Here is a 25,592-nt window from a genome sequence, read left to right on the forward strand (position 1 = left end):
TTGTGCGAAAGACAAGCGCATGCCGGTGGTTAAGCCTTCAATCCTGAGATGGGCGCGCGAAAGCGCGGGGCTTTCGCTTGAAGAAGCGGCAGCCAAGGTCGGCATTCGGGATGCGCGCGGCGTGCCCGGCGAAGATCGGCTGCTGGCGCTGGAAACCGAGGATGGCGAGGTATCGCGCCCGGTCCTGCTCAAGATGGCAAAGGTTTACCGGCGTCCGCTCGTTTCGTTCTATCTCGAAGAGCCGCCCGTGCGCGGTGATCGCGGCGAAGATTTTCGCACGCTGCCAGACCAGCACACTGCCGGCGAACCGCTTGTCGATGCCCTGGTGCGCGATATCCGGTCCCGGCAGGCGATGGTTCGCGCTGTCCTGGTCGAAGAAGAGGAAGCGCAGCCGCTCGCTTTCGTTGGCTCGATGTCGCGCAATGATGGTGTCGGCCCGGTCTTGGCCTCGATCCGCAAGACCCTCGGATTGGATCTTGCTGCCTTCCGCGCGCAAGGTTCTGCCGAGGCCGCATTCAGCATGCTCCGGCGGCAGGTCGAAATGGCAGGCGTATATGTCTTGCTGATCGGCAATCTCGGCAGTCACCATTCCGCGATCGACGTCGATGCGTTTCGCGGGTTCGCGCTGGCCGATCCGATTGCGCCCTTTGTCGTTATCAACGATCAGGACGCAAAGACCGCTTGGTCATTCACCTTGCTTCACGAAGTAGCGCACCTCTGGATCGGGGCGACTGGCGTCAGCGGAGGGCACATCGAAGGCGCGACCGAGCAATTCTGCAATGATGTTGCCAGCAGCTTCCTGCTGCCTGAGGGAGAACTCAATCAGCTTCGCGTCGAGCTCGGTGGCGATGAAGCGCAGATTGCCCGCCAGATCACCGAATTCGCCAATGAACGCCTGGTTAGCCGGTCGCTGGTGGCGTACCGGCTTTTCCGCGCAGGTGCGCTCGATCAGGCCGCGTGGCGCAATCTGACTGAGACATTCAAGGGCGAGTGGCTGCGCAACCGCGCTGCCCAGCGCGAACGCGCGCGCGGGCAAGATGGCGGGCCGAATTACTACATCATTCGCCGCCATCGACTAGGTTCGGCGTTGCTGAGCTTTGTGGCCCGAAACATGAGCGAGGGGGTTCTCACCCCGACACGCGCGGGCAAGCTGCTCGGAGTGAAGCCGCGCAGCGTCCACCCCCTGTTGAGCGGTGCATCCCTGGCAGTTGAGCAAGGCGCCTAACGGATGCTTTACCTGCTCGATGCCAACGTCCTGATCACCGCGCACCATCTCTATTACCCGGTCGATGCCGTGCCGGAATTCTGGGATTGGCTTGCGCACCAAGGCGAAGCTGGCAACATCAAGATGCCGATCGAGACCTTCGAAGAGGTCAAGGACGGTAGCAACGACGCCGATAAGGACTTGCTCTACGCCTGGGTGCAAGATGACGCGCACAAGGCGGCGATCCTGTTCGATGGTGACGTTGAACCCCGGCTCGTTCAGCAGGTGACCGGACAATACGCACCCGATCTGACCGACGACGAGCTGGAAGCAATCGGTCGCGACCCGTTCCTGATCGCCCACGCTTTGGCCGATCCCGGCAACCGCTGCGTGGTGACCACCGAGGTGTCGAAGCGCCGCCTCCAAAGGCAGAACAGGCGAGTGCCGGACATATGTGCCGACGTAGGCGTGCAGTGCTGCGACACTTTCACCATGCTCCGCGCGCTTAGGTTCTCGACAGGCTGGCGTGGTTGAAATCGCGCGATTGGGGACGTGTAATGTTCGGCAACTCTCACTTTGATCGGGTCCGCGAGATTTTTGCTGGCCAGTTTGAACAAGACGCCAACGGATTTCGTTATCGGAGGGGAATGAAGGGCGCGGCATACCACGTCAGTGAGGCCGAACGGGATGAATTTGTCGCGACGTTTAACAAGCGTCTACGATATGCATCATGGGCAATCGCACCTACGACGATCGTCCTGATTGTCTTGCTCGCTTGGCTCATTCCAGACTCCGACAGTGACCTTGAAAATGCGGCGATTTGGATTGGTATCGCTGCGATATTGATCCCGTTTATGGCCATCTACTATTGGGCATGGAATGCTCCCTCCCGCGAGTTGCAGCGCCGCACACCCGAAAGTGCTGCATTGACTCGTGAGGAGGCACGGAGCCTCGCATTTTCAAAGATCACCTACGGCCAGCTCGGCCTAGCCGCAGCTTTTGGCGTCGGTCTGGTTTGGATGAGGTCTATCGATGAAGACGTATTCCACGGTTGGGGAATGATCTGGCTGATATTCGGAGTTGGATTGGTCGTTCTGTCTGGCGTTCAGGCTATACGAAAGTGGCGTCACAACCAACGATAAGGATGCCCTATCGCTGGCCCTTTCGCATCGGGAATGCTGCTGCAGCGATGATGGCCATTTGGTCCCCATTTCGGAACAAACCCGCATTCTCGGGAGCTCCGCATTCACTCTGCCTTGCTTGAATCTTTACGCTCGAATGCCGCAACAGGCGCTGCAATCCACTGGGAAAGAACGCAAAATTCGTCAGGACGCGACAGGCAGTTTAACTGGTCACATACACGCAGTCAGAAACCCGGTTGACCGGGCACACCGTACGCGACAAATCGCAGATGAAATCCGGATTAAAACATCATAAAATCAATGACGTGTTTGGATTCTGAGAAAATGGCAGCTTCTCCGTCAAATCTGACGTGCCATCAGTCTCCTGCATTCCCGCAAATCACATCAGCCCGAAAGGCGGGGAAATGCGGCATCTTCAGCAGGCTTGACGGCCAATCCGAACATAAGTAGAACAAACTTGCCTTTCGCAGTGTGTTCCAGGCTCCGCCAACATGGAGTCCAGCATGACACGCAATGTTTCCATCCAGACCTACCTGCCCAAGCATGTCGCCGCTTGGGTTCAGGATGAAGCCAACCGCGCCAAGCAGAGCCGCAGCCAGTGGATCGGGGCCATCGTCACGGACCTGTTCCAGGGCCAGGAACTGCGCGAGGAAGCGCGGCAGAACGCAGAGTTCATCAAGCGCCGGCTGATCTTCATCATGTGCGCTCTCGATGGCCTTCTGCTTGCCCATCCGGATGCCACGCTCAGGACTAAAGTCCACGAAGCGCATAAACGGCAGCTCGACAAGCTTGCGCAGGAGCAGGGAGAATGAAGCGGCGGGAAGCCAAGTCGCCTGCCAGCGACGAACAGCTCGCGCTCCCGTTCGATCGTAGCCCCAAGGCAATCCGAACCAACGGCGCGGAGCCGCTCGCCGTCCGGATCCCCGATGCGGTGCGGATGACCGGAATAGGCCGGTCGAAGCTCTACGAGTTGATCGCCTCGGGCGACCTGGAGACGATCAAGATCGGCAGGTGCACCCTGGTGACGGTCGATGCGCTCAAAGCCCTTCTGGCCAAGGCACGGGCCGACAGTTATAAGGGAGGCCGCTGAGCATCGAAACACTGCGGGCAGCGATTTGAGTCCTCATCGAGGACCAAGCCAAAGCGCTAAACGGTATTTTTGACGGTATCGAATCAGCGAATCAGGGCAACAAAACATTGTGATATAACACCTTGTCCGCACGTCACGGTCCCTCTTCTGGCACCATTTTCCGTCCATCACCAGCCGATGACGGCACCGATAGATCGTCAAGCGACATTCAGACCCGGATAATCCGTCCGATGTTTTCACATGCGGCGATGCCACTCTTTGCGAGTGCAAAATCTTGCGACCGTCTGAATCAAAGCTTTCCACGCAAGAAATGAATCCTCCGCGTGTCGGGATTCTCCGCACCATCAAGGTTTTTCCCTTTCAGAACTGACAAATGGTGTCAGCCATCCGGATTTTCGTGGGAGCCGCGCCCTGACCGCGTAATCGAACCCGATCGAGGCAATGGCATCGGGAGGGAAGCGTGCGCGGTCGGATTTTGGGCTTTCAGGAAGAAGCGGGCGTCATTCAGGGTGACGATGACGCGCGCTATTCGTTTACGCGGACCGATTGGCGCGACGCCGGCGACCCGCAGCGGGGTACGCTCGTCGATTTCGTGGTCGAGGATGGCGGTGCGCGCGAAATCTATATCGCGCTCGGGTCGAAAGCACCCGGCGCGGGGGCGCTGAAGCCGGCGCCCAACCTCAGCGACGCATCCGCGATCAGCGAGGAGATCGTGGACAAGTTTCGCGCCGCATCGACCCGCGACGACGCGATCGGCGACCTGCTCGGCCGGCTGAAGCTCGCGCCGCAGATGCTGCCCGCGGCGCTCATCCTGTTCGCGGCCTTTTCCATGACCTTCATGTCGACGGGGTTCAATTATGAAAACGGGCGCATCCACAAGGATCTGAGATATCTGGCGGCAGGTGGGGACCATAGCCTGCTGGACGTGCCGTCGGCCGCCGGCGACAATCAGGCCGGGGTCGAAACGACCCGGGCCAGCATCGCGAAGGAACTCGATCAGCAGGGCGTAACGGTCGCCGGCGAGTTCGGCGATTCACCGGAGGTCGCCCAACTGCAGCGCGCGGTGGGGAAGGTCAACGCCGCGATGGACAAGTTCGACAATATCATGACCTTGTCCAAGCTCGTCTGGCTGGTTCCGCTCCTCGCTCTCCTGACGATCGCCGCCGGCTGGATGCGCAATGCCATGGTGAAACCGCTCGGAACGGCGTTGGGCGTTGTCAGCTGCGCGTCCACCTTCATCCCCTATCTGTGGGAAAAGCAGACCATCGCGTTGCTTGAAGCGGCGATGACGATGACGATGGTGCGGGACGACGTCAATCTCTCCGCCCTGAAGCGCGCGATCGAAAAGTCGATCGCCTTGCAGGGCGGCGGATGGCTGATCCTCCTGCTCGGTGCCGGCTGCATCTATCTCGGCGTGGCGAAGCGCCGCGCTGCGGCCGACTGAGGGAGGCGGCGCGTGATCGATCGCAAGAATATCGCGGTCCTTGCCGCCTGCCTGCTGGCTCTCGGCGGGGGCTATTGGTGGCTGGAGGGCGGGTCGATCCAGATCCCCGGGCTTGGGGACGATCGGAAAGCCGCCGTCGCCTCCGCGGGAACCGACGCCGCGCCGGCGGCGCCCGCCAGCGCCGGCGAGGCGGATGCGCTTTACCAGAAGGCCATCCTCGCCTGCCTCCTCGCGGCCTCCTATGGCGCGGAGCGCGGCGCCCGCATCGATCAGGTCGAGACGCTGACCGGGAGTATCGGGTCCGACCCGTCGGCGCTGTCGAGCGAGGAGCGTCGCGATTTCGATGCGCTGATCGCACAGCTTCCCGAACATCGGCGCGAGCGCGACGCGAGCTACGCCCTCTATTTCAGCGGGATCGAAGCGCTCGCCGCGGCAAAGGCCGAACAGACGGCCGCGGCCTTCGACGCGATCAGCGCCGAACTGGACCGGGCGGGGCTGCAGCGTCTGACGCGCTACGTCCCGGCCATTCGCCGGCATATCGACAATCAGCGCAGCCAGCCGCGCGACGCGGCCCGCGATCAGCGGTGGATCGAGGAGTTGAAAGATGCCGTCCGGAACTGAACGCCATATCCTTTCCCGTTCTCGCCGCCGGGCGGTTTGGCGGCATATGATAAGCGCCGTGACATTTGGCGCGCTGGTCGCGGCGGCGCCGACACCGGCCTTCGCCAAATCGACGCGCTTTACCGACAATTGCCTCGAAGCGCGTCAGCCGTTCAGTCGCATCAAGAATTTTCAGGGGAACCGGATCGCCGGCGGAGCGCTGATCGGCGCCGGGCTTGGCGCGCTGGTCGGCGTGCTGGGCAATTCGGGCAAGCAGAACAAGTCGAGCGTTCTGCCCACCGTGCTGGCCGGTGCGGCGGCCGGCGGGGCGGCGGGCTATCTGAGCTCGATTTCGCAGGATCAGCGCAACAAGGATGAGTTGCGCGCGGCGATCGACGCGGATTTCGACCCGGTGATGAATCAATATTCCGCGCTTCCGGGGCAGCTGGAGGCATTGGGCCAATGCCGCAGGACCCAGATCGAGACGGTGGAAAGAGAGGCCGGTGCCGCGACGCTGTCGAGAAAGGAAGCCGAAAAGCGGCTGGCCAGTATCGAGAAATGGATCGCCGAGGATGATCGGGTGATCGCCAAGGCTTCGGGCATTCAGGGACAGACGATCACGACCTTTGCGCAGGCCAATGCGGTCGCCGATGGTGCCGATCCGACGCTGGCCCAACAGGATGGCTGGGCCAGTCGCTATTATGGCATCGACGACGATGCTCCGGTGGAAACGGCCGAGGCTGCGGCCGTAACACGCTATATCCGCGCCTCCAGCGGCGCTCGCCTTCGCGATGCTCCTTCGACCGGCGGAAGGATCATCGAAACGGTCGCGAACGGGGCGGCGGTCGATGCGCTCGGCGACGGGGGCGACGGATGGATGTTCGTGCGCACCGCATCGGGCATGAACGGATATATCCACGGCGGATTGCTCGGCGCCAGCGCGGTGCCGGTCGCGGTTGCGGCGAAGCCCGCGGCGGCGTCGCCCGGGCGTGCGCGCATCGATCGGGCGGTAAAGGCCCAGCGCAGCTTCGCGGCGACGCAGGAACGGGAGAAGAAGGCGACGACGGTGCGGCTGGCGGCGGCGCGGTCGCTGCTCGCGGGGGCCTGACGTGCGGGCCGGTCGGGATGTGGCGGAGGCGCGATTGACGACCCTTCGTCGCTCCAGTCTCCCGATCGGCGTAAGCGATCCGGTCGCGGGAGATGGCGCAAACATCCTGTCGAGATGTGCCGGTGCGGCTTTGGGAATTCCTTGAATCGGCGCCGGGCCCTCGAAGGCGGATTGCAACCGGCGGAATAGTTCGAGGGAGGCTTCCACAGCCGCTGCATCGGCAGATCGGCGGGTGCGTAAGGAGACGGAAATGGCGATTGCAAAGGTGAAATCAGCGGACGAGATTACCTATTTTACCAAAAGCGGAACGGTGCTCGACGGTCAAAATTCATCGACGACGCGCGTCTATGGCGGGGGCGGCCAGAACAATTCTCCGGTGCATATCTCGTCCAGCACCACACAGCATCTGCACCTGTTTGTGCGCCAGGACGACGGCAAGGAGTTTGACACGACCTTCGACAATATCGGCGTGGCGGTTCGCGCCGGGCATCGCGTGTCGGTAATATTCGCGATGCCGAAGAACGATGATGGCGGTTACGCCACTGGGCTCGTCGTTCATGACACCGGTAGAACTTCGATTTGCAGGGCGACCGCCAATTCCCTGGTCAAGCGTTTCAATGAATGGCTGGGTTTGGCGATGGGCATATTCCTGCCGTTCGTCATCGCAGCCATTTTTGGTGATTGGAGCGATTGGGGGTACTTCTGGTTGTTCGGGGTTTTGGTCGTCAGCGGCTATCTTTTCTCCAGGAAGCTTCACAGCAATTCGGTGCGCGACGCCATCGTCGATGGCGTGCAAGTCGAAATGAACAAGGCGATCGAGCAGGAGAAGGCCCGTGCAAAAGCGGCGTGAACCGGCCAGGGGCCGTATCGCTCGCCTGTCGGTTTTTTCCCTGGTTTCTGTGATAGCGGTTGCCATCGCCGGTTGCGGCTCGGAATCCAGTGCCGATGCGGCGGCAGGCGTGTCGACCCGGCAACAGGCGGCGGAGCAAAGCGCGGGAACCGAAAGCGGCGCAACCGCAGTCGCGGCAAATTCCGTGCTCCCCGCTGCCGCGCTTTCGGCATGGGAAGGCTATGCCCGCGGCGAGTGCCGCGACATGGGGGTGCGTTTCAGCGCCGTGCGCTTTGCTCCGATCCAATCCGTCGATCTCAAGCAGGAATCCGCCGCGAACGAGGGCGCTTTCATCGTCGCGGAATTCAACGGCGACGGACGGCCCGATTTTGTTGTCACCACACAGAATTGGGGGTGCGCGGAGGAGGCGGATCATGGCAAAATGGGGCCGCCTTACGACTTCATCATCTCGACCGCCGCAGGCTATCAGGTCGCTTATGGATTTAACGGCGATATCGGTCCCGAGGACGTCAAGCGCCGGGGCAAGCGCGATGTCGTCGAATATCGGCGCGGCTGGAACGGCAATTGCGGCTATATCGAAACCGCGGTGTGGGGCTGGAACGGCACTCAAATGGACGTGATCGAGCGCCGTGACGACAAGGGGAAACTCGTCGATAAGGAAGGTTGCGCCGTCGGCACGCAAGCAGCGGCCCGACCGGCGAGCTTTCCGCCCGTCCCGAAAGGCTATTACGCCGTCGGCACGACCTGTGCGCGGGCAGCCAGCGCGCAAGCTGCAAGCGATGGGCCGGGCAGCCTGGCTCACTTCGACGAAAGCGCGCTGACGTGGTTCGATGGCGGGCCGGAGATACGGAGCTTTGAATCGCTCGGGAACAACCGCTTCCGGGTTCATGCCCGTTCGTACGGCAACGGCGATGACACCAAGGGGACAAGCACGAATTTCGTAATTCGCGTCACCGGCGCATCCAGCTTTGTCGCGGAAGCGGGGTCGACTCTCTTCGACGAGCCGGAAACTTATACGCATTGCCCCACCGACACAGTGCCCAAGGGGGTCCGCGATTGGTTTGAAGGCTAGCGGCGATCGCCCGGGGATGACGGCGCGCGCTGATTCATCGTCCCGGGACTGGCGTTGCGGCTTTTCCCGCAACAGCGTCTGCCGTTCGCATGTCCACTCGCGCGGCATCATCGAGGGCAAGTTGAGCCACGAAAATCCGGGTGCTACCGTTGCAAAGATCGCAAGCGATTGGTGCGAAAAATCACTCGATTTTTGCGCAAGCCCCCCACATCAAAGGGGCTTGGCGTAAAAGCGGGGCAGGGGTGGCAATGACGGCATGCGGGGGATCGCCGAAGGGCGGATGCACGGGGTCGGCCTTCGCCGCCTTGTCCGCGCTGCTGGGAATCGCGAGCATCGCCTGGGCGACACCGGCGGGCGCCGCGGAGGCGGAAGCGGTGACGGTCGCGCCCAGCGCCGCCTATACCGCCGCCTATGAGGCTGGCGACTTTCGCACCTCGACGCGGCTCGCCAAGGCGGAACTCGATGCGTGCCGGGCGCGTGCCGATCTGCCGCCCCGGTCATGCTACCAGCTTTGGAACGAACTGCTCGACAGCGGCCTGTACGCGCAGGACGACGTGCTGGTCGAAGCGGAAGGCCTGGCTTTTCTCGCGGCCGCGGAAGCCACGGACGGGCCGGACAGCGAAGCGATCGCGTCGGCGTCCGGCCTCCTGGCATCGCTGTACCTGCGCCGCGGCCGATATGAAGAGGCGGCGGTGCTTCGCGCCCGGGATATCGCGATCACGCGCAAGCTGTTCGGGTCCGACCACCCCGACCTGGCCGTCAGCCTGGGGAACGAGGGGGTGCTGCTGGATTATATGGGCCGCTACAAGGAGGCGGAGGATCGCTATCGCCAGGCCATCGCCATAGCCGAAAAGGGAGGGGAGGAGAGCGCGCCGCTGTTGGCCGCCCAGTTCAACAATCTGGCCCGCAATCTCGACAATCAGGGCCGGCTGGAGGAATCCGCCGCGCTCTCCGCCCGGGTCATCGAGCTTCAGTCGCGCCTCTATCCCGCCACGCATCCCGTGCGCGCGACGACGCTCCTCAATCGCTCTATCGTGCTGCGTCAGCTCAACCGCTTCGACGAGGCGGAATCGCTGTCGCGCGAATCCTATGCCATCTATCTCGAACGGCTGGGTCCCGACAGCCGCGACACGCGCAGGGCCGAACTGGGCCTTGCCAAGACGCTTGCGACGCTTGGGCGCCCCCGCGCGGCCGAGCAATTGTTCCTCAACAACATGCGCTATGCCCGCGAACTGGCGCCGGCGCGCGAGCAACCCTTTACGCTCGTCGCCTACGCCGATTTTCTGGTGAGCGAGGCGCGGCCCGACGAAGCGATCCCGCTGCTGCGCGAGGCGCTGTCGATCCTCGACGCGAGCAGCGGGGAATCGGGCGCCGATCCCGCGCTCATCGCCAAGACCCGGCTGACGATGGCCGAAACGCTGCAGGCGGCCGACCGATTGGAAGAGGCCGAGGTCGAAGCGCGGCAAGCGCTCGCCGGGTTCGTCACCGCAAATGCGCTTCTGCGCCTCGACATCCAGGCGGTGCTGGCGTCCGTTCTGGCCCAGCGCGACAAGAGGGCCGAAGCGATCACCCTCTATCGCACCATCCTGCCCGGATATGAAAAGCTGCTTCCGGCCGCGCATTGTCAGACGCTGAACCTGCGCGCCGGGCTTGCGAAGCTGCTGGCGCGCGACCCCGCGACGCTGCGCGAAGCGCTGACATTGCTGGAAGAGGCCGCCGCGGAATCGCTGACGCGCGAGACGATCGACAGCTTCGGTTCGGCGGACGGGCTGGGCCCGGGCAAGGGTCTGTGCAACATCGCCGAGACCGAGATCGACGTCGTGGCGGCGATGCTCGATGCCGGGCAGATGACCGAAGGCGAGGCCGCGTTGCGCAGCTTCGCCGCGGCACAGCGCGCGCACCGCAGCGCCGCGATCCGCGCGCGCGATCTCGTGCAGGCGACCATCAGCGCGGGGGACGACAGGCTGGCGGGCCTCGAACGCGAGCGTTTCCTGCTCGCGCGGCAGATCGTGAAGGACGAGCGCCATCTGATCCGGGCGCTCCGCGACAACCCCGACGGCACGGAGCATCGCTATACCGCCACCAGCGTCGCCGAGGCCCGCCTCCGCTTCGATGCGCTGAGCCACCGGATCCGCGTCGACTATCCGGACTATGAAGTCGCGCTGCGGCCGACTCCGCTGGACGTCCCCGTGCTTCGGCAGGGCATGCAGCGCGATGAAGCGCTGCTCCTGACGCTGCCGACGGTTCGCGCCAACCATATGTGGCTTGTCACGCCGCGCGGTATCTGGTGGCGCAGGGCGGGCTTGTCGATGGAACAGTTCGGCGGTGCGATCGCCTCGCTCAATGCGTCGCTGCAGCCCACATCGGGCGAAATCGTGCGCGGTCAAATGGACGCGCGGGCAACGACGCTGCGTGCCTTCGACCGTGATGCCGCCGACAGGCTGGGAGAGGATCTGTTCGGTCCTTTCGGCGAACAACTCGCCGAAGTCCGAAGCCTGCGCGTGGTTCAGTCCGGTCCGCTGGCTCATCTGCCGCTATCGCTGTTGCGCTGGAACGGCGACTGGATCGTCGACCGTTTTCGGATCACGCGCCTGCCATCGGTGGCGAGCATCGTCGCCGGCAGCGGACCGGGACTGGCGGCGGGAGGCATCGTGGCCCTCGGTGCCGTGGACTCCGCGGAACCGTCGTTGCCGCCGCTCGCCGGCGCGGAACGCCAACTCGACGATCTGGCGCGCATATTCGGAGCGACGGCGACGGTGCGCAAGGGCGAAGCGGCCACGAAAGGCTGGCTGGCCACGGCGCCGGAGGTCGCATCGGCCGCCGTCATCATTTTCGCGACGCACAGCACGCGCCTTCCCGGCCCGGTCGTCGAGCCGGCGCTGCAACTGGCCCCCGAAACGGGGGCGGCGGCGAACGACGGGCTATTGTCGCTGACCGACATCGGCAGCCTGCGCCTCGATCATCCGCTGGTCGTGCTGACCGCCTGCGATACGGCGACCGCGATGCCGGGGGACGCCGACCCCCTCAGCAGCTTCGCCCGGGCCTTCTTCCTGGCGCGCGCGCGCAACCTGCTGGTGAGTCACTGGCCGCTCGACGATGCCGCTGCCTATGTCCAGATGCGCGAATTCTTTTCGCAGGTCGGCGCGGACCCGCGGATCGACCTGGCCGACGCGCTGCGCAAGTCGGCGATCGCATTGCGCGACGATCCCTCCGGCCGCTGGCGCCATCCCCGTTATTGGGCGGCGCTTTCCTATGTTGCCGGCGGTCCCGGAGTTCCCGCGGATTCTGGGGCGAAACGCACCGCAACCGTCAGTCCGCCGTCCTCGCGATCGGCGAAGTGAACCAGCGCATCGTGGCGTTCGGCGATACGCAGCACCAGCGCGAGGCCAAGGCCGGTCCCCGCGACATCCTGCGTGGCCTGGCCCCGCGCAAGCAGCATCCCCGGCGTTTCCGGGAAGTTGGCGAGGCCTTGCCCCTTGTCGGATATTTCCAACAGCGCGCCGTCGGCATCGGCGCGGACGCGCAGGCGAAGCGAACTTCCCGGCGGTGAATATTTGAGGGCGTTATCGACCAGATTCGCCATGAGCCGTTCGATCAGCGCCCGTTCCCCCATGATGAAAGCGGGGTGCAGGCTCCGCTCCAGTTCGATCTCCTTGCTCTCGGCGACCTCGCCGAAGAGTTCGGCGATCTCGGAGGCGACCTCGTGCAGCGGGACGCGTTCGACCTTCAGGTCGCGAATGCGCATCCCGGTAATGAACAGGACGCCGTCGATCATCTGCAGAAGGTCGTCGATCGTCCCGCGCGCCAGCAAAGAGGCCTGGGCCGGGTCGTCCGACCGTGCCTGAATCGCCGTCGCCGCCTTTGCCACCGGTCCGCGCAATTCATGCGCGATCTGTTCGGCGATCAGTTCGTGGTGCCGCAGCTTCTCGCGCAGCAGGTCGAGCAGGGCGTTGACGCGCGCCGACACCCGGCCCAGCGGGTCGCGGCGCCGGTCTTCGATCCGGACGGAACGGCGGCCCTGGCTGAAAGCCGTGAGGGTCGCTTCGATCGCCGCGATTCGCTTCTCGGCCGTGCGGATCGAAAGGAAGGCGAAGATCAGCCCGCCCGCCAGAATGATGACGGTAAAGCCCCCGACGACCTGGATCGTCCGATCGCGCAGCGCGGCGAAACCCTCGATCCGGCGCCCGGTGAAAAGCAGGAAGTGACCGTCGAGCAGCATGACCCGGCCGATCAGGACCGGCGACTCTCCGGCGGCGACGATCGGCTTTTCGGTGGGAACGCGCGGGATGCTCCGGGGCCAATGCTCCATGTTGCCGGCCAACGTGGCGCCATTTTCAGGATCGACCAGCAAATAGGCCAAACCGCCGGCGGCGCCGCGGGCGCCCCGGTCTTCCAGCACCTCGATCGCGGTGACGACCCCGTCGACGTCGGTCAGCCGCGTCAGCGCCGCGACATCGGCGTTCACTTCGTTTTCCGCGCTACGCATCATCTGGTCGCGGGTGGTGAGGAGGAAAAGCGCCGCGGCACCCGGCAGGATCGCGAGCAGCGCCAACAGCAGCAAGGCGCGTCGCCACGACCAGCGGGACAGTTGCTCGATCACCCGAGCGCCAGCCTGTAACCGACCCCGGGCACCGTCGCCACGACCTCGAAACCGGTGACTTCCCTTATGTCCTTGCGCAGCCGCGATACCCCCGCCTGGATCGGCTGGGCCTGGGTGTCGAGGTTCCTCCATTTGGCCCACACCCGCTGCCACAACGCGTCCTGCGTGACGATGTCGCCGTCCGCCTCGACCAGCATCAGCAGGATGTCGAAGCCTTGCCCCCTCAGGTTGATCCGGCGGTCGAACCAGTGCGCACACCGAAACTGGCGGCTCAGGTGCAGGGGCCCCGCGTGAACCATGTCGGCGTCGGCCACCGCGATGCGCCGCCGGATCGCGCGAATCCGCGCGCACAGTTCGTCGCCGTCGAAGGGCTTGGCCAGATAGTCGTCCGCGCCTTCGTCCAGTGCGGCGGCGGCGCTGTGCTGGCGGGCGAACTGGGTCAGCATCAGGATCGGTTCGGGCGATTTCTGGCGGCGAAGCTGCGACAGCACGTCCGCCCCCGTCATCGGGGAATTCGCGATGTGCATGTCGAGGATCACGGCATCGAACGCGGCGCGGCCGAGGCCGGCGAGCAGGTCCTCGCCGGTACGAAAGAAGCTGCCTTGCCAGCCGGCAGCGTCGAGTGTCCGGCGAATGCGATCAATCCAGTAGCTTTCATCTTCGAGTATCGCGATATGCATAGGCTGCGCTTTCCCCCCGGATCGTTTCATACTAGGCTAATCCGTCTATGGATGCATTTGACGAATCCCGTCAGGAAATGAAGTGGCGCCGATCCTCGCGCCGATCCGCGATGGCCTTCGCCGGGCTGGTCGCCGGGGCTCTCGCGACCGGGTTCGCGGGGGCGGAGGAGGCATCGCCCAGCGCCGTCGAGTGGCTGGCGAAGGCCGATGTCGCGCGCGAACAGGCCTATTCCACGTCCGATCCGCAGCAGCGCGCCGAAGCGCTGGTCTCGTCCGCCGAGATGCTGAGCTGGGCGAAAGGACAGGTTTTCCTGCCCGGTGGCGGCGTCGCCCCGATCGATTATGAAAGACGGCTGGCCGAAGCGCGGCAAGCGGTCGAGAAGGCGGGCGACAGCCGCGACGATCTGCTCGACCGGCTGGCCAGGCTTCCGGGTATCGACCGCGGACGCGAAGGGGGGCGGCAGAAAGTGATCCGGCCGCCCGGCGATCCGGCCTCCGTCAACATCCGCTTCGAGGGCGGCGCGCCCGCGATCGTCTATGCCCGTACGCAATTTCCGGCCCCGCTCCGCCTGCGCGTTCGCGACGAAGCCGGCAATATCCTCTGTAACGAGGAGCGCGCGCGCGGACGCGTTCTGTGTCGCTGGCGTCCGCTCAGCCCGCAGAGCGTCGTCGTCGATACCATCGCGCCCGACGGCGGCAGCGCCGGAGCGATCAGCATCTTCACCAACTGAACCCGCGCCGCCTGACAGATTTTGTCACGTGCGCCGAGGCGCCTTTCCATTGCATCGTGCCGCCGATGAAAGCCGGCGTCCGTCGGCCGGTCCGGACAGGGAGGCGCCGCAATGGGGGTGGAGGATAAGGGAGTATTGCGGGGCGAAACGGGCGGAGGCGGCGGGTCCAGCCTGTTCGTGCTGGCCGCCTGTGCCTTGCTGCTGGGCGGGGGCTGGTATTGGCTGGAGGGAGGTTCGGACCGAGCCGAACCGGTCGCCGCGCCCGCAGCCCCCGAAGCGAGCCCGGATCAGGATGTCCAGCCGGCGATGACGGGCGAGGCCGAAGGCGAAGGCACGCCGGCAGGCGCGTCTTCCGGCAGCGCCTTGTTCGGCGGGCTGGGCGGAACGGACGTCGCCGACAATCCAGCCGAGACCCCGCCGATGCCGTCACCGTCGCCATCATTGCCGCCGCCGCCCTCGGGCGCTGCGCCGCTGTTCCGCCAGGCGATGGTCGGAAGCTGGTCGCGGGAGAATAGATCCTGCGAAGCCGCGTCGACGATGATCCTCGGCGAAGATGGCACCTTCGTCGTGGGGAACGAGGCGGCGGGCGACTGGAAGCTGATGGGCAACCGGCTGATCCTGCAAGCCCGGTCGACCAGGAAATCCGAAGGGGACCTGGCCGTGTTCGAGGTGGAGCCATTGGGCAACGGTCGCATCCGGGCGAAAGGCCCCGACGGCACCATCTCTGTGCTGGTGAAATGCCCTGATTTCTAGGGTTCGGGGGGCGTCGGCAGGCATCAGCGGCGACAAGCATCCGATATGCCAATGGAACCCCTCGAAAAGCCAGCCTCACTCACGATCAGACAAGAAATGGAGCGACTTATATGTCCTCGTGTCATTTCCGCATATCGAGAACCGGTATCTTTGGCCTGGCCGTCGTCGCCGTGGCGGCGTGCGGGGCGCAATCCCCTGCACACGACAGCGCAAATGCAGCGACCCTGGCGACACAATCCGCCGCCAATGCGACAGGGGCTCCAGCCGTCGCGGCTGGGGCATTGCCGATCGAGCAGGGCATCTACGGCAATGTCGAGGGAGGAAGCTGCGCGCGCGCATCGCTGGTCTTCTTCTACGATGGCGCGAATTACGGATATGTCAAACAGGCCGAGCCGGGCGCGAACGGCGCTGGCGCATATTCGGAGGTCAATCCTATCCACCGTGTCGGAGCCCCGTCACGCGACAGCGATTTCTACGATTATTATCGTGGCTACACGCTCGTCTGGAATGCGGAGAATGCAGATAGCGACGAGGATATTCTGGGGATAAAAGCGGAAGGCAATGGTCGGTTTGCGAGCATCCAGGTCAGTCAGGGCGGTGCCTCGGGCGGCGAGATGATCTTGGAAGAGGCCTATCGGAAGTGCGCCTTCGCGCAGCTTTCTCCTCAGATGCAGGCGACGATCCGCGCCGAGCGGCCGCAACTGGCCGGCGCCGCAACCGGACAGGCGAGCACCGCGTCGCATATCCAGGGTTCCATTGAATTTCCTCCGATGGAGAAGGGATATTACGCCATCCAAACGAGCTGCGCGGCGGCGGTCGCAGACCCCTATCTGACGTTGATGTATATCGACGAGAAGCGCCAGAGCGCCGCCGATGGCGGTACGGAAACCCTTGGCTTCAGGAATTTGGGTCACGGTCGCTACGAACGAAGCTATCGCGCGGTCGATCCCAGCGGAAAATCCTACACGGACAGTCAGGTAATGGCGGTCAGGAGCCGCACCAGTTTCACCGTCGAATATGATGACGGCGAACATGTCACGCACACATATTGCCCAACCACCCAGATTCCGCGAGCCGAACGAATGGAATGGGGGGATCTTGTCCTCAATAGATGATCGCGAGCGCAGGCGGTGCCTGCCTTGTCCTCCTACCGCAGTGACATAAGCTCGCGGCGCGTCAGCTTTCCACGAATTCTCGCCAAAGGGCGCCAGTCAGCAGCCTGGCGAACGAAAGGCTCCGCCAGCCCGGCTCTTCACTTGCATGCGCTACGGCGCCCGGGCGGACGGATGCTTCCTAGAATTCGATCGAGGCCGACGCCTTGAAGGTGCGCGGGCCACCCTGCAGCAGCCGCGAGCCGAAGGCGCTGAAGGCGTTGTAGGCAGAAGCCCAGTAGCGCTTGTTCGCGACATTATCGACGTTGAAGCGCAAGGTCAGCGGGGTGTCGCCGACCAGCGCGACATAACGCGCGCCGAGGTCGAAGCGGGTCCAGTCGTTCAGTTCGAGCGTGTTGGCCGCATCGGCCGCCTGTTTGCCGGTATAAACGACGCGGCCGACCAGCGTCAGCGCGGGCAGGAAGGGCAAATCCCATTCGACGTTGGCATTCGCCAGCACGTCCGGCACGCCGACCGCGTCATTGCCCTCGTTCAGCCCACCCTCGGTCCGGCGCAGCTTGGCGTCGTTGAAGGTCAGGCCCGAGATGATCCGCAGACCGTCGACCGGCTCGCCGTCGAGCGTGATCTCGATGCCGCGGTTCCGCTGGGTGCCGTAATTGCCATAGATCAGCGTGGCGGGATCGACGAAGCTGTTGGGCTTGTCGATCTGGAACAGCGCGAGACCGGCATTGAAGCGGCCGAAGTTCAGCTTGCCGCCGACCTCATATTGTTTCGATCTGACCGGCGGCAGCGCCGCGCCGCCGTTGACGACGGGCAGGGGGGCCGTGCCTGGCAGGCCATCGTCGTCATAGGTCGGCGGCGCGCTCGAACCTGCCACCAGCCCCTCGATCCGGTTGGCGTAGAGGGATACGCCGGGCACCGGCTTGACGACGAGGCCGAGGACCGGGGTTACGGCCGATTCCTTGTAGCCGCTGGTTTGGTCGCCTGCATTGAAAGATACCGGATCGAAGATGGTGCTGTCGTTATACGCATAGCCCTTCGTCTTGATCTCCTGCAGGCGCAGGCCGCCGGTGATCAGGATGCGGTCGTCCCAGAGGCCGAGCGTGTTCGAGACGAAGACGCTCGACAGGCGGCTGCGGGCGATCGGAAACACATTGTCGAGATCGCCGCCGACGAACTGGTTGGGCGCCGGTCGCGGCGCGACGACGGGATCGTAAAGGTTGGTGGCATAGCCGACGAGGTCGAAATCATAGGCGTTGCGGTTGACCTGCCAGTTCACCGCGACGCCGGCGTTGATCTCGTGGCTGACGCCGCCGCCGGCCAGCTTGATCCGGATTCCCGCGGTGGCTGCTTCGTTGTTGTCTTCGCGCGGCACATAGGAGCCAAGGCCGGTGGCGGCGCCGGTCACCGGATCGGTGACGGTGATGCCGGCGGTGGTCTGGTCCTCGCGGCCGTCGCGTGCGCCGACCTTGGCATAGAGCATCGCCGCGTCGGACAGGTCATATTCGAGGCTGAAGGTGCCGAAGAAGTCCTTGGTCAGGATCTGGCTCCACGGCTGCGAATAATTGGTGTCGGCATCGGGCACGCGCGGGATGGCCGCGCCGATGCTGACCTGCCCGCGCCAATATGTCTGGTTCAGCCGCTGATAGTTGAGATTCAAGGCGGCGCGCAGCGGGCCGCTGTCGTAATCGAGCGTCGCGCCCAGGACATAGCTCGAATGAAACTCATCGTTGACCGCAATGTCGCCGCGGCGCGCCGAGGCATTGATGCGAAAACCCCATTCGTCGCCCGCGCCGAAGCGGCGCGCCACATCGACCGCGCCCGACAGGTGCGCGTCGGAAGTATAGCCGAGCGTCGCGCGCGCCATGTCGCGTTCGGCCTTTTTCGCGATCAGGTTGACGCTGCCGCCGATTCCGCTGCCGCCCGGCGCGGCGCCGTTCAGGAAGGCGCTCGCGCCGTTGATGACCTCGACCGACGAGAATAGTTCGGGCGCGACGAGCTGGCGCGGCGTGATGCCGTAGAGGCCATCGAAGCCGACGTCGTCCGACGACAGGTCGAAGCCGCGGATGACGAAGACCTCGCCGGCGATGCCGAAGCCCAGTGCGGTGCGGATTGTCGGGTCGTTTTCCAGCACTTCGCCCAGCGAGTCTGGCTGCTGGTTGAGAATCAGCGCCTCGTTGTAGCTGCGGATGTTGAACGGAATATCCTCGGCGGCCTTGGTGCCGAACACGCCGACATTGCCGCCGGCGGTGACCTTCGTCTGGTTGTTGCGCTGCGCGGTGACGACGATGTCGTCGCCGCCGACCGCGTCCTGCGCGATGGCAGGCGCCGTGATCGCGAGCATCGATGCCCCGGCGGTCAGGCCGATCATGCCGCGGAGGGAGAGACTGGACATGTTATTCCCCTTTTTGATGCGGCTTCACGCCGCGGGTCGGATGTCAGGTGCGGCGGAACGTCATGGCCCAGCCGACGGCGAAAACGGGTATGGCGAGTGCGGCCCAGGAAGCGGCGTCGCGAAGCCCGTCGCCGGTCAGCGCGACGACGAGGCCCGCGATGCTGACGAGCGCAACGAGAAGCGGGATTGCGAAGATCGCGGCGAGGCCATGTTTCTTCCTCATTCGGCAGGCACCAGCGCGCCGCCGCTCTCGACCTCGCGAACGAGCGCGTCGGTGCCGCTGCGGCGTTTTCCGAGCCAGAGATAGAGGCCCGAACCGAGGACGATCATCGTGAAGAGGGTGAGGATCGCCCACAGGATCTTGAGCGGCAGCCCGCCATAATCGCCAAAATGGAGCGGCTGCGACAGCGCGAGCGCCTTGGTGTACCAGGGCATCGGCCGTGCGTCGGTGAACTCCCCGGTCTCGGCGTCGATCAGCGCCGAGGTGAGCAGGCGTTCGGTCAGCGGCGTATCGCCCTGGAAGAAGACGGCATAATGGTGCCGACTGCTGAAATTGCCGCCGGGGAAGGCGATGAACTGCGGATTGTTGCCGGGGATCGCCTTGCGCGCCGCGGCCATTGCCTTGTCGATCGAGCCGTAACGCGATGGCGGCACCGCGCCCTTGCCGTCATAGGCCTTGGTCATCTCGGCGAGCTCGGTTGTCTGCCAATATTGGAAGATCGGGGTCGCGAGCGCGTTGATCACCCCGGTTGCGCCGACGACACTCATCCACGCGAGCGCGACGATGCCGAGGAGGTTGTGATAGTCGAGCCATTTGACGCGGGCGCTGCGCGACGTGCGTAGCGTCCCGAAGTCGAGCTTCTTCATGAAGGGCGCATAGAGCACGACGCCGGAGACGATCGCGACCACGAACAGCAGCCCCATGAATCCGAGGAACAGCATCCCGGGCAGACCGAGGAACATGTCGGTATGGAGCTGGAGCAGGAAGTGCATCACCCCGTCCTCGTCGACCGCGCCCGTCCGCTCGCCGGTCGAGCGATCGAAGAGCTGGATCGTCATATCCTGGGCAGGGGAGTCGGGGCGCGGCGCGGTGGTGATCGTCAGCGACGGCTGATCGTTGTCGAACGCCATGAAGACCGGGACTTCGCCCGGCCGGGCGGCGAGCGCTTTCGCCAGCATTTCGTCGAGTGGCCTGAGGCCCGGCGCTTCGCGCGACGAGCCGACGCCGGGCATGCCATAAGCCGGGGGGCCTTCGGTCAGCGCGTCGATTTCGTCGTGGAAGATCAGCGGCAGGCCGGTCGCGCACAGCATCAGCAGGAAAGCCGTGCAGACGATGCTCGTCCACTTATGGATGAGAAACCAGGTCCGGACGGTCGATCGCTGCACGGAACGCTCTATTCGCGATATTGAAAAGGATTATCAATAGCAGCCATTAGGTGCCTGCTTGATGGCATGCAAGCGGTTTCGCGCCGTGGGCGGAGCAAGCCAAAGCTCGAGGCAGCGCGCGCGTTACGGTATCGTCCGCATAACGGCGTCTGTTTTCATTAAGGATGCACGGGTTCCAGGCACTGCTCGGCATCGGATTCCATCTGGATGGTTGCATGCGAAATACCGAACTCGTCATGGAGCATCTCGGATATCGCTCGCCGCACGGCTTCGGGATCACCGCCGGGCTGAAAGACAGCATGCGCCGTCAGGCTCATGTCGCTTCCCGCAATCGACCAGAGATGGAGGTCGTGCACCTCCATTACCCCGGCGACCTTGGCCATGCTCGTCCGAACCGATCCAAGATCGACGCCGCGCGGCACGCCTTGCAGCAGGATGTTCGTCGTGTCGCGCAGCAATATCCAGGTCCGCGGCAGCACCCACAGGCCGATCGCGATCGCGACGATCGGGTCGACCCAGCTCCAGCCGGTAAAATAGATCAGCGCCGCGGCGGCGATCACGCCGAGCGAGCCGAGCATGTCCGCCCACACCTCCAGATAGGCGCCCTTGACGTTGAGGCTTTCGTCCTTCCCGCCTGCGAGCACGCGCATCGCGATGAGGTTGATGACGAGCCCGGCCACGGCGACCGCGAGCATGCCGAGCGACTGCACCTCCTGCGGTTCGACGAACCTCCTGATCCCTTCATAGAGTACATAGGCGGCGACCGCGAAGAGGAGCAGCGCGTTGAACGCCGCGGCAAGGATTTCGAAGCGGCGGTAGCCATAGGTGCGCCTGTCGTCGGCGGGCCGTCGCCCGATACGGATCGCCGCAAGCGCGATCGCGAGCGCTGCCGCATCGGTGAACATATGTGCGGCATCGGACAGAAGGGCGAGGCTGTTGAACAGCCACGCCCCCGCCAGTTCGGCGATCAGGAAGGTGCCGGTCAGCGCCAGCGCGATCGTCAGGCTGCGGGCGTTGGCCCCGGCCGCATGATCGTGCCCGGCGTGATCGCCTTCGTCATGGCTATGCGAATGCGCCATCTTCGATCCTTTCCTCTGTCTTCGCCCGCTCTCCCCCATAACGCGCATAGAGGGTCGGAAGCACGAAAAGGGTGAGCAGGGTCGCCGAGATCAGCCCGCCGATCACCACGGTAGCGAGTGGTTTCTGGACTTCGGCGCCCGCGCCCGTCGCAAGCGCCATCGGCACGAAACCGAGGCTGGCGACGAGCGCGGTCATCACGACCGGCCGCAGGCGTTGCAGCGCCCCCAGGCGCGCGGCTTCGGCGCGCGCGACGCCGCTGCGCATCAGATCCTGGATCGAGGACACCATCACGAGACCATTGAGGACGGCGATCCCGGACAGCGCGATGAAACCAACGGCTGCCGAAATCGAGAAGTCCATCCCGCGCAGGAACAGCGCCAGCACGCCGCCGATCAGCGCCAGCGGAATCCCCGTGAACACGATCGCCGCGTCGCGCGGCGAACGAAGCGCGCCATAGAGCAGCAACAGGATCAGCACGAAGCACGCCGGAATGACGAGTTGGAGCCGGTCACGCGCCGAAGCCAGATTCTCGAACTGACCACCCCATTCGAGATAACTGCCGGCCGGCAGGCGAACATCCTTGGAGATCGCCGCTTTTGCATCGGCCACGACGTCCGAGATCGCGCGCCCGCGGACATTGGCCTGCACCACGACGCGGCGCTTGCCGTTTTCGCGGCTGATCTGGTTCGGCCCGTCGACGATCGCGATATCGGCGACGCTGGCGAGCGGGACGAAGGCGCCGCCAGCGACCGGAACCTGTATCTGTTCAAGCACCGACAAGTCCGAACGCTGCGTATCCGCAAGGCGCACGACGACCGGGAAGCGGCGGTCGCCCTCGAAGATCGTGCCGGCCTGACGTCCGCCGATCGTCGCGGTCACGACATCGTGCACGTCCTGCGCGGTGACGCCGAGCCGCGCCATCGCGTCGCGGTTGGCGCGGATGTCGAGCATCGAAAGGCCCTCGGTTTCCTCGACGCGCACATCGGTGGCTCCTTCCGTCGTGCGCAGGATCGCGGCGATTTCCCGCGCGGTCGCATTCATTGCGTCGAAATCGTCGCCGAATATCTTGACCGCCACGTCGCCGCGCACCCCGGCGATGAGTTCGTTGAAGCGCATCTGGATCGGTTGCGTGATTTCATAGGCATTGCCCGGAAACTTGTTCAGTTCCTTCTCCAGCCGCTCGACGAGATCGGCCTTGGCGAGGTTCGGGTCGGGCCATTCCTTCCGCGGTTTCAGGATGACGAAATTGTCGGTGGCGTTGGGCGGCATCGGATCGGACGCGAGGTCTGCGGTGCCGGTCTTCGAAAACACGATCGCGACCTCGGGCTGTTTCGACAGCATGCGCTCGATCGGCAGCTGCATCGCCTGGCTCTGCTCGACCGAGGTCGAGGGAACGCGGAAGGCCTGAATCATCAGATCGCCTTCGTCGAGCTGCGGCAGAAACACCTGCCCGAGCGAGAGGAAAGCGATGATCGCGACAACGAACCCGCCGATTCCGGCGCCGATGGTCAGCTTCGGTTTGGCCATCGCCCGGTCGAGGCCGGGTTCGTACCGCTGCTTGAGCCAGGTCATGATCCGCCCCTCCTTCTCCTCGACCCGCTTCGAAAGCCAGATCGCGATCGCGGCGGGCACGAAGGTGAGCGAGAGGATGAAGGCGAATCCGAGCGCGATGATGACGGTCAGCGCCATCGGGATGAAGGTCTTGCCCTCGACCCCGCTCAGCGTCAGCAGCGGCACGTAGACGAGGATGATGATGGCCTGGCCATAGACCGATGGCCGCACCATCTCTCGCGCTGCCGCGGCAACGGTCGCCAGCCGCTCCTCGATCGTCAGGATGCGGCCGTGCCGGTGCTGGAGGTCGGCCATGCGCCGCAGCGCATTTTCGACGATGATCACCGCGCCGTCGACGATCAGGCCGAAGTCGAGCGCGCCGAGGCTCATCAGGTTCGCCGAAACGCCCGCCTGCAGCATGCCGAAGCTGGTCAGCAGCATCGTCACCGGAATGACGAGCGCGGCGATCAGCGCCGCCCGGAAATTGCCGAGCAGCAGGAACAGGACGACGATGACGAGCAATGCGCCTTCGGTCAGGTTCTTGCCGACCGTCCAGATCGTCGCATTGACGAGCTTGGTGCGGTCCAGCACCGGCTCGACGATGACATCGGGTGGGAGCGAGGCGTTGATGCCCGCGAGCCGGTCGGCGACCGCCGTCGCGACCGTGCGGCTGTTCTCGCCGATCCGCATGATCGCGGTGCCGACGACGACCTCCGTGCCCGCTTCGGACGCCGAGCCCATCCGGACGGCCTGCCCGGTGCGGACGCTCGCAACCTGATCGAGCGTGATCGGAACCCCCGCCCGCGTCGCGACGACGGTGCGCGAAAGCTCGGCGGCGTTGCGGATGAGCGCATCAGAGCGGACCGCGAGCCCTTCGCCGTTGCGCTCGACTACGCCGCCGCCGACGGCGGTATTGTTGCGCTCGAGCGCTTCGGCGAGGTCGGCGAGGCCGAGGCCGAGCGCGGCGAGCCGCTGCACGTCGGGGACGACCATATATTGCTTCGAATAACCGCCGATTGCATCGATCCCGGCAACTCCGGGAACGGTGCGCAGAAGCGGGGTAACGATCCAGTCCTGCGCGGTACGCAGATAGGTCGCCTTGTCGGCTTCGGTGACGAGCCGCTCGCCCTCGGGCGTCATATAACTGCCGTCGGGCTGAAGGCCGGGTTCGCCGGGTTTGTGAACGTCGTCCTTGCGATGCGCAAGCCGCACCGTCCACATATAGACCTCGCCGAGCCCGGTCGCGATCGGCCCCATTTCGGGGCGGACGCCGTCCGGCATCGTCTCGGCGGCTTCGTTCAACCGTTCGCCGACCTGTTGCCGCGCGAAATAGATATCGGTCCTGTCGGTAAAGACGGCCGTTACCTGCGCAAATCCGTTGCGGCTCAGCGAGCGGGTATATTCGAGGCCGGGAATCCCCGCGAGCGCGGTCTCGATCGGGAAAGCGACCTGCTTTTCGATCAGTTCGGGCGAGAGCGCAGGCGCGCGGACATTGATCTGGATCTGATTGTTGGTGATGTCGGGAACCGCGTCGATCGGCAGGCGTGAGAGCGCGAAGGCGCCGATGACAGCGGAAATGGCGGTGAGCAGGACGACAAGCCAGCGATTGTCGACCGCCCAGGTGACGGTGCGGGCGATCATGGCTCAGTCCTCATGCCCTGCTTCGCCCTTGCCGATCTCGGCCTTGAGCGCGAAGCTGTTGGTGATCGCGATCTCTTCGCTGCCCCTGAGGCCGGATCGCACGATGACATTCGGGCCGGCACGGTCGCCGGGAACGACCGGAACCGCCCTGAATCCTTCCTTGGTGCGGACGAAAACGACGCTCTTGCCCTCGACTGTCTGGATCGCGGTGGAGGGAACGCTGATCGACGTATCGCCGCCATCGCCCGCGAGCGCGATCGAAGCGGTGACCGCTTCGCCGACACGCCATTGCCCGGCCCGGTTGTCGAGGATCGCGATGGCGGGCACGAGCCGGGTCGCCGGATCGAGCGCGGGCGAGACGAAGCCGATCTTGCCGCTGGCCTGCCTCCCGGGCGCGCTGACCGTGACAATCGCACCAGGACGGATGCGCCCGGCGTCGGCGGGTTGCAGGTTCAGCGCGAGCGACACGCTCGACAGATCGGCGATGCGGTAGAGTTCGGCGTCCGCCGCGACCGTCTGGCCGAGCACGACGCTGCGCGAAATGATCTGGCCCGAGATCGGCGCCGCGATGGCGATGCGGTTGAGCTGGCCGCCGCCGCCGCCGGCCGCCGCCACCTGTTGCTGCGCGAGCCGATAGGCGATGCGCGCTTCGGTCGCCGCCGTGCGTGCCGCGATGACGTCCTGTTCCGGCGAGACGCGCTGCGCGAACAGCCGCTCCTCGCGCGCGAGGTTGGAGTCGGCGAGCGCAAGCCGGGCTTTCGTCGCCTGCACCTCGCCCTGCAACTGTGCCGCCTCGCGGCTCTCGATGATCGCGAGCGTCTGCCCGCGGCCGACGCTCTGGCCGAGATGGCGATTGAGCGCGACGACGCGCCCGCCGATCGCCGCCGATACCGCCTGCGTTCCCTGCGGATCGCCTTCGATCGTCGCGGGAAGCTGGAGCGCGCCTGCGCTGCCGACGGCCGGTCGGCCGAGCGTAATGCCTGCGACCCGGATCTGCTCTGCGGTGAGCGCGATATGGCCTTCCTCGGCGTGGCCGCCTTCTGTCTCGCCATGTTCATCGGCGGGCTTGGCGTTCTCGCTGCCGCTGCACGCTGAGAGCAAAAGTGGCACCAGCGCGGCGGAGAGCAGCTTTCGATTGATGAAGATATTCATG

General features: G+C 64.8%; 22 protein-coding genes. 14 read left to right on the plus strand and 8 right to left on the minus strand.

Features of this window, described 5'->3' with window-relative positions; translation table 11 throughout:
• Positions 1–19: 19 nt before the first annotated feature.
• From AC2S9W_RS09405 to AC2S9W_RS09455, 11 genes are all read left to right on the plus strand, one after another.
• Positions 20–1,225 (plus strand): ImmA/IrrE family metallo-endopeptidase, encoded by a 1,206-nt coding sequence (locus AC2S9W_RS09405; protein WP_486572021.1) that lies wholly within the window; start codon positions 20–22, stop codon positions 1,223–1,225.
• Positions 1,226–1,228: 3 nt separating this feature from the next.
• Complete coding sequence (locus AC2S9W_RS09410; RefSeq protein WP_486572022.1) at positions 1,229–1,738, plus strand: DUF4411 family protein; 510 nt, start codon at positions 1,229–1,231, stop codon at positions 1,736–1,738.
• Positions 1,739–1,761: 23 nt separating this feature from the next.
• Positions 1,762–2,346 (plus strand): hypothetical protein, encoded by a 585-nt coding sequence (locus tag AC2S9W_RS09415; protein ID WP_486572023.1) that lies wholly within the window; start codon positions 1,762–1,764, stop codon positions 2,344–2,346.
• Positions 2,347–2,849: 503 nt separating this feature from the next.
• A complete protein-coding gene (locus AC2S9W_RS09420) occupies positions 2,850–3,158 on the plus strand; it encodes a hypothetical protein (protein ID WP_486572024.1) in 309 nt (102 codons plus the stop codon).
• On the plus strand, positions 3,155–3,436 hold the full coding sequence (locus AC2S9W_RS09425) for a helix-turn-helix transcriptional regulator (RefSeq protein WP_486572025.1): 282 nt from the start codon (positions 3,155–3,157) through the stop codon (positions 3,434–3,436). The genes AC2S9W_RS09420 and AC2S9W_RS09425 overlap by 4 nt, the downstream gene beginning before the upstream one ends.
• A 460-nt stretch (positions 3,437–3,896) precedes the next feature.
• Positions 3,897–4,880 (plus strand): hypothetical protein, encoded by a 984-nt coding sequence (locus tag AC2S9W_RS09430; protein ID WP_475283412.1) that lies wholly within the window; start codon positions 3,897–3,899, stop codon positions 4,878–4,880.
• 12 nt (positions 4,881–4,892) lie between these two features.
• On the plus strand, positions 4,893–5,501 hold the full coding sequence (locus AC2S9W_RS09435; RefSeq protein ID WP_212597495.1) for a hypothetical protein: 609 nt from the start codon (positions 4,893–4,895) through the stop codon (positions 5,499–5,501).
• A 46-nt stretch (positions 5,502–5,547) separates the two neighbouring features.
• The gene (locus AC2S9W_RS09440; protein WP_486572026.1) at positions 5,548–6,588 is read left to right on the plus strand and encodes an SH3 domain-containing protein; all 1,041 of its coding nucleotides are present in this window, start codon (positions 5,548–5,550) and stop codon (positions 6,586–6,588) included.
• A 250-nt stretch (positions 6,589–6,838) separates the two neighbouring features.
• The gene (locus tag AC2S9W_RS09445; protein ID WP_212597493.1) at positions 6,839–7,438 is read left to right on the plus strand and encodes a hypothetical protein; all 600 of its coding nucleotides are present in this window, start codon (positions 6,839–6,841) and stop codon (positions 7,436–7,438) included.
• On the plus strand, positions 7,422–8,510 hold the full coding sequence (locus AC2S9W_RS09450; RefSeq protein WP_212597492.1) for a hypothetical protein: 1,089 nt from the start codon (positions 7,422–7,424) through the stop codon (positions 8,508–8,510). Before AC2S9W_RS09445 ends, AC2S9W_RS09450 begins: the two co-directional genes overlap by 17 nt.
• A gap of 248 nt (positions 8,511–8,758) precedes the next feature.
• Positions 8,759–11,851: a CHAT domain-containing protein gene (locus tag AC2S9W_RS09455; RefSeq protein WP_244858168.1), complete on the plus strand. Its 3,093-nt coding sequence runs from the start codon at positions 8,759–8,761 to the stop codon at positions 11,849–11,851.
• Here AC2S9W_RS09455 and AC2S9W_RS09460 read toward each other — a convergent pair.
• Both AC2S9W_RS09460 and AC2S9W_RS09465 read right to left on the minus strand, forming a co-directional pair.
• A complete protein-coding gene (locus AC2S9W_RS09460) occupies positions 11,761–13,110 on the minus strand; it encodes a sensor histidine kinase (protein WP_212597490.1) in 1,350 nt (449 codons plus the stop codon). The two genes, AC2S9W_RS09455 and AC2S9W_RS09460, sit on opposite strands and share 91 nt — an antisense overlap.
• Positions 13,107–13,790: a response regulator transcription factor gene (locus AC2S9W_RS09465; protein WP_067105896.1), complete on the minus strand. Its 684-nt coding sequence runs from the start codon at positions 13,788–13,790 to the stop codon at positions 13,107–13,109. Before AC2S9W_RS09465 ends, AC2S9W_RS09460 begins: the two co-directional genes overlap by 4 nt.
• Positions 13,791–13,867: 77 nt before the next feature.
• Between AC2S9W_RS09465 and AC2S9W_RS09470 the strand changes: the two genes are divergently transcribed.
• The 3 genes from AC2S9W_RS09470 (at position 13,868) to AC2S9W_RS09480 (ending at position 16,389) form a co-directional block, all read left to right on the plus strand.
• Positions 13,868–14,521, plus strand: coding sequence for a hypothetical protein (locus AC2S9W_RS09470; RefSeq protein WP_424538561.1), 654 nt, complete (start codon positions 13,868–13,870; stop codon positions 14,519–14,521).
• A gap of 135 nt (positions 14,522–14,656) precedes the next feature.
• On the plus strand, positions 14,657–15,274 hold the full coding sequence (locus tag AC2S9W_RS09475; protein WP_212597488.1) for a hypothetical protein: 618 nt from the start codon (positions 14,657–14,659) through the stop codon (positions 15,272–15,274).
• A gap of 281 nt (positions 15,275–15,555) precedes the next feature.
• Positions 15,556–16,389 carry a hypothetical protein gene (locus tag AC2S9W_RS09480; protein WP_486572027.1) on the plus strand — a complete coding sequence of 278 codons (834 nt, stop codon included), beginning with the start codon at positions 15,556–15,558 and terminating at the stop codon, positions 16,387–16,389.
• Between the two features lie 178 nt (positions 16,390–16,567).
• On the opposite strand, the gene AC2S9W_RS09485 is transcribed toward AC2S9W_RS09480, so the two are convergent.
• The 6 genes from AC2S9W_RS09485 to AC2S9W_RS09510 form a co-directional block, all read right to left on the minus strand.
• Positions 16,568–18,781 (minus strand): TonB-dependent receptor, encoded by a 2,214-nt coding sequence (locus AC2S9W_RS09485; protein ID WP_212597486.1) that lies wholly within the window; start codon positions 18,779–18,781, stop codon positions 16,568–16,570.
• A gap of 43 nt (positions 18,782–18,824) precedes the next feature.
• Positions 18,825–19,004: a hypothetical protein gene (locus AC2S9W_RS09490; RefSeq protein ID WP_076074668.1), complete on the minus strand. Its 180-nt coding sequence runs from the start codon at positions 19,002–19,004 to the stop codon at positions 18,825–18,827.
• Complete coding sequence (locus tag AC2S9W_RS09495; protein ID WP_076074671.1) at positions 19,001–20,167, minus strand: PepSY-associated TM helix domain-containing protein; 1,167 nt, start codon at positions 20,165–20,167, stop codon at positions 19,001–19,003. The genes AC2S9W_RS09490 and AC2S9W_RS09495 overlap by 4 nt, the downstream gene beginning before the upstream one ends.
• Before the next feature lie 158 nt (positions 20,168–20,325).
• A complete protein-coding gene (locus AC2S9W_RS09500; RefSeq protein WP_076074673.1) occupies positions 20,326–21,246 on the minus strand; it encodes a cation diffusion facilitator family transporter in 921 nt (306 codons plus the stop codon).
• The gene (locus AC2S9W_RS09505) at positions 21,230–24,439 is read right to left on the minus strand and encodes an efflux RND transporter permease subunit (RefSeq protein WP_076074676.1); all 3,210 of its coding nucleotides are present in this window, start codon (positions 24,437–24,439) and stop codon (positions 21,230–21,232) included. The genes AC2S9W_RS09500 and AC2S9W_RS09505 overlap by 17 nt, the downstream gene beginning before the upstream one ends.
• 3 nt (positions 24,440–24,442) lie before the next feature.
• On the minus strand, positions 24,443–25,591 hold the full coding sequence (locus tag AC2S9W_RS09510; RefSeq protein WP_104959466.1) for an efflux RND transporter periplasmic adaptor subunit: 1,149 nt from the start codon (positions 25,589–25,591) through the stop codon (positions 24,443–24,445).
• Between the last annotated feature and the right edge of the window lies 1 nt (position 25,592).

This window comes from Sphingopyxis sp. 550B, assembly GCF_057401805.1.

Excerpts from the sequence above, each read along its gene's own strand:
- AC2S9W_RS09405 (WP_486572021.1), top strand. The coding sequence starts at position 20 with ATGCCGGTGGTTAAGCCTTCAATCCTGAGATGGGCGCGCGAAAGCGCG.
- AC2S9W_RS09465 (WP_067105896.1), bottom strand. The coding sequence starts at position 13,790 with ATGCATATCGCGATACTCGAAGATGAAAGCTACTGGATTGATCGCATT.
- AC2S9W_RS09420 (WP_486572024.1), top strand. The coding sequence starts at position 2,850 with ATGACACGCAATGTTTCCATCCAGACCTACCTGCCCAAGCATGTCGCC.
- AC2S9W_RS09510 (WP_104959466.1), bottom strand. The coding sequence starts at position 25,591 with ATGAATATCTTCATCAATCGAAAGCTGCTCTCCGCCGCGCTGGTGCCA.
- AC2S9W_RS09455 (WP_244858168.1), top strand. The coding sequence starts at position 8,759 with ATGACGGCATGCGGGGGATCGCCGAAGGGCGGATGCACGGGGTCGGCC.
- AC2S9W_RS09410 (WP_486572022.1), top strand. The coding sequence starts at position 1,229 with ATGCTTTACCTGCTCGATGCCAACGTCCTGATCACCGCGCACCATCTC.
- AC2S9W_RS09500 (WP_076074673.1), bottom strand. The coding sequence starts at position 21,246 with ATGGCGCATTCGCATAGCCATGACGAAGGCGATCACGCCGGGCACGAT.
- AC2S9W_RS09415 (WP_486572023.1), top strand. The coding sequence starts at position 1,762 with ATGTTCGGCAACTCTCACTTTGATCGGGTCCGCGAGATTTTTGCTGGC.
- AC2S9W_RS09490 (WP_076074668.1), bottom strand. The coding sequence starts at position 19,004 with ATGAGGAAGAAACATGGCCTCGCCGCGATCTTCGCAATCCCGCTTCTC.
- AC2S9W_RS09505 (WP_076074676.1), bottom strand. The coding sequence starts at position 24,439 with ATGATCGCCCGCACCGTCACCTGGGCGGTCGACAATCGCTGGCTTGTC.
- AC2S9W_RS09440 (WP_486572026.1), top strand. The coding sequence starts at position 5,548 with ATGATAAGCGCCGTGACATTTGGCGCGCTGGTCGCGGCGGCGCCGACA.
- AC2S9W_RS09485 (WP_212597486.1), bottom strand. The coding sequence starts at position 18,781 with ATGTCCAGTCTCTCCCTCCGCGGCATGATCGGCCTGACCGCCGGGGCA.
- AC2S9W_RS09445 (WP_212597493.1), top strand. The coding sequence starts at position 6,839 with ATGGCGATTGCAAAGGTGAAATCAGCGGACGAGATTACCTATTTTACC.
- AC2S9W_RS09425 (WP_486572025.1), top strand. The coding sequence starts at position 3,155 with ATGAAGCGGCGGGAAGCCAAGTCGCCTGCCAGCGACGAACAGCTCGCG.
- AC2S9W_RS09470 (WP_424538561.1), top strand. The coding sequence starts at position 13,868 with ATGAAGTGGCGCCGATCCTCGCGCCGATCCGCGATGGCCTTCGCCGGG.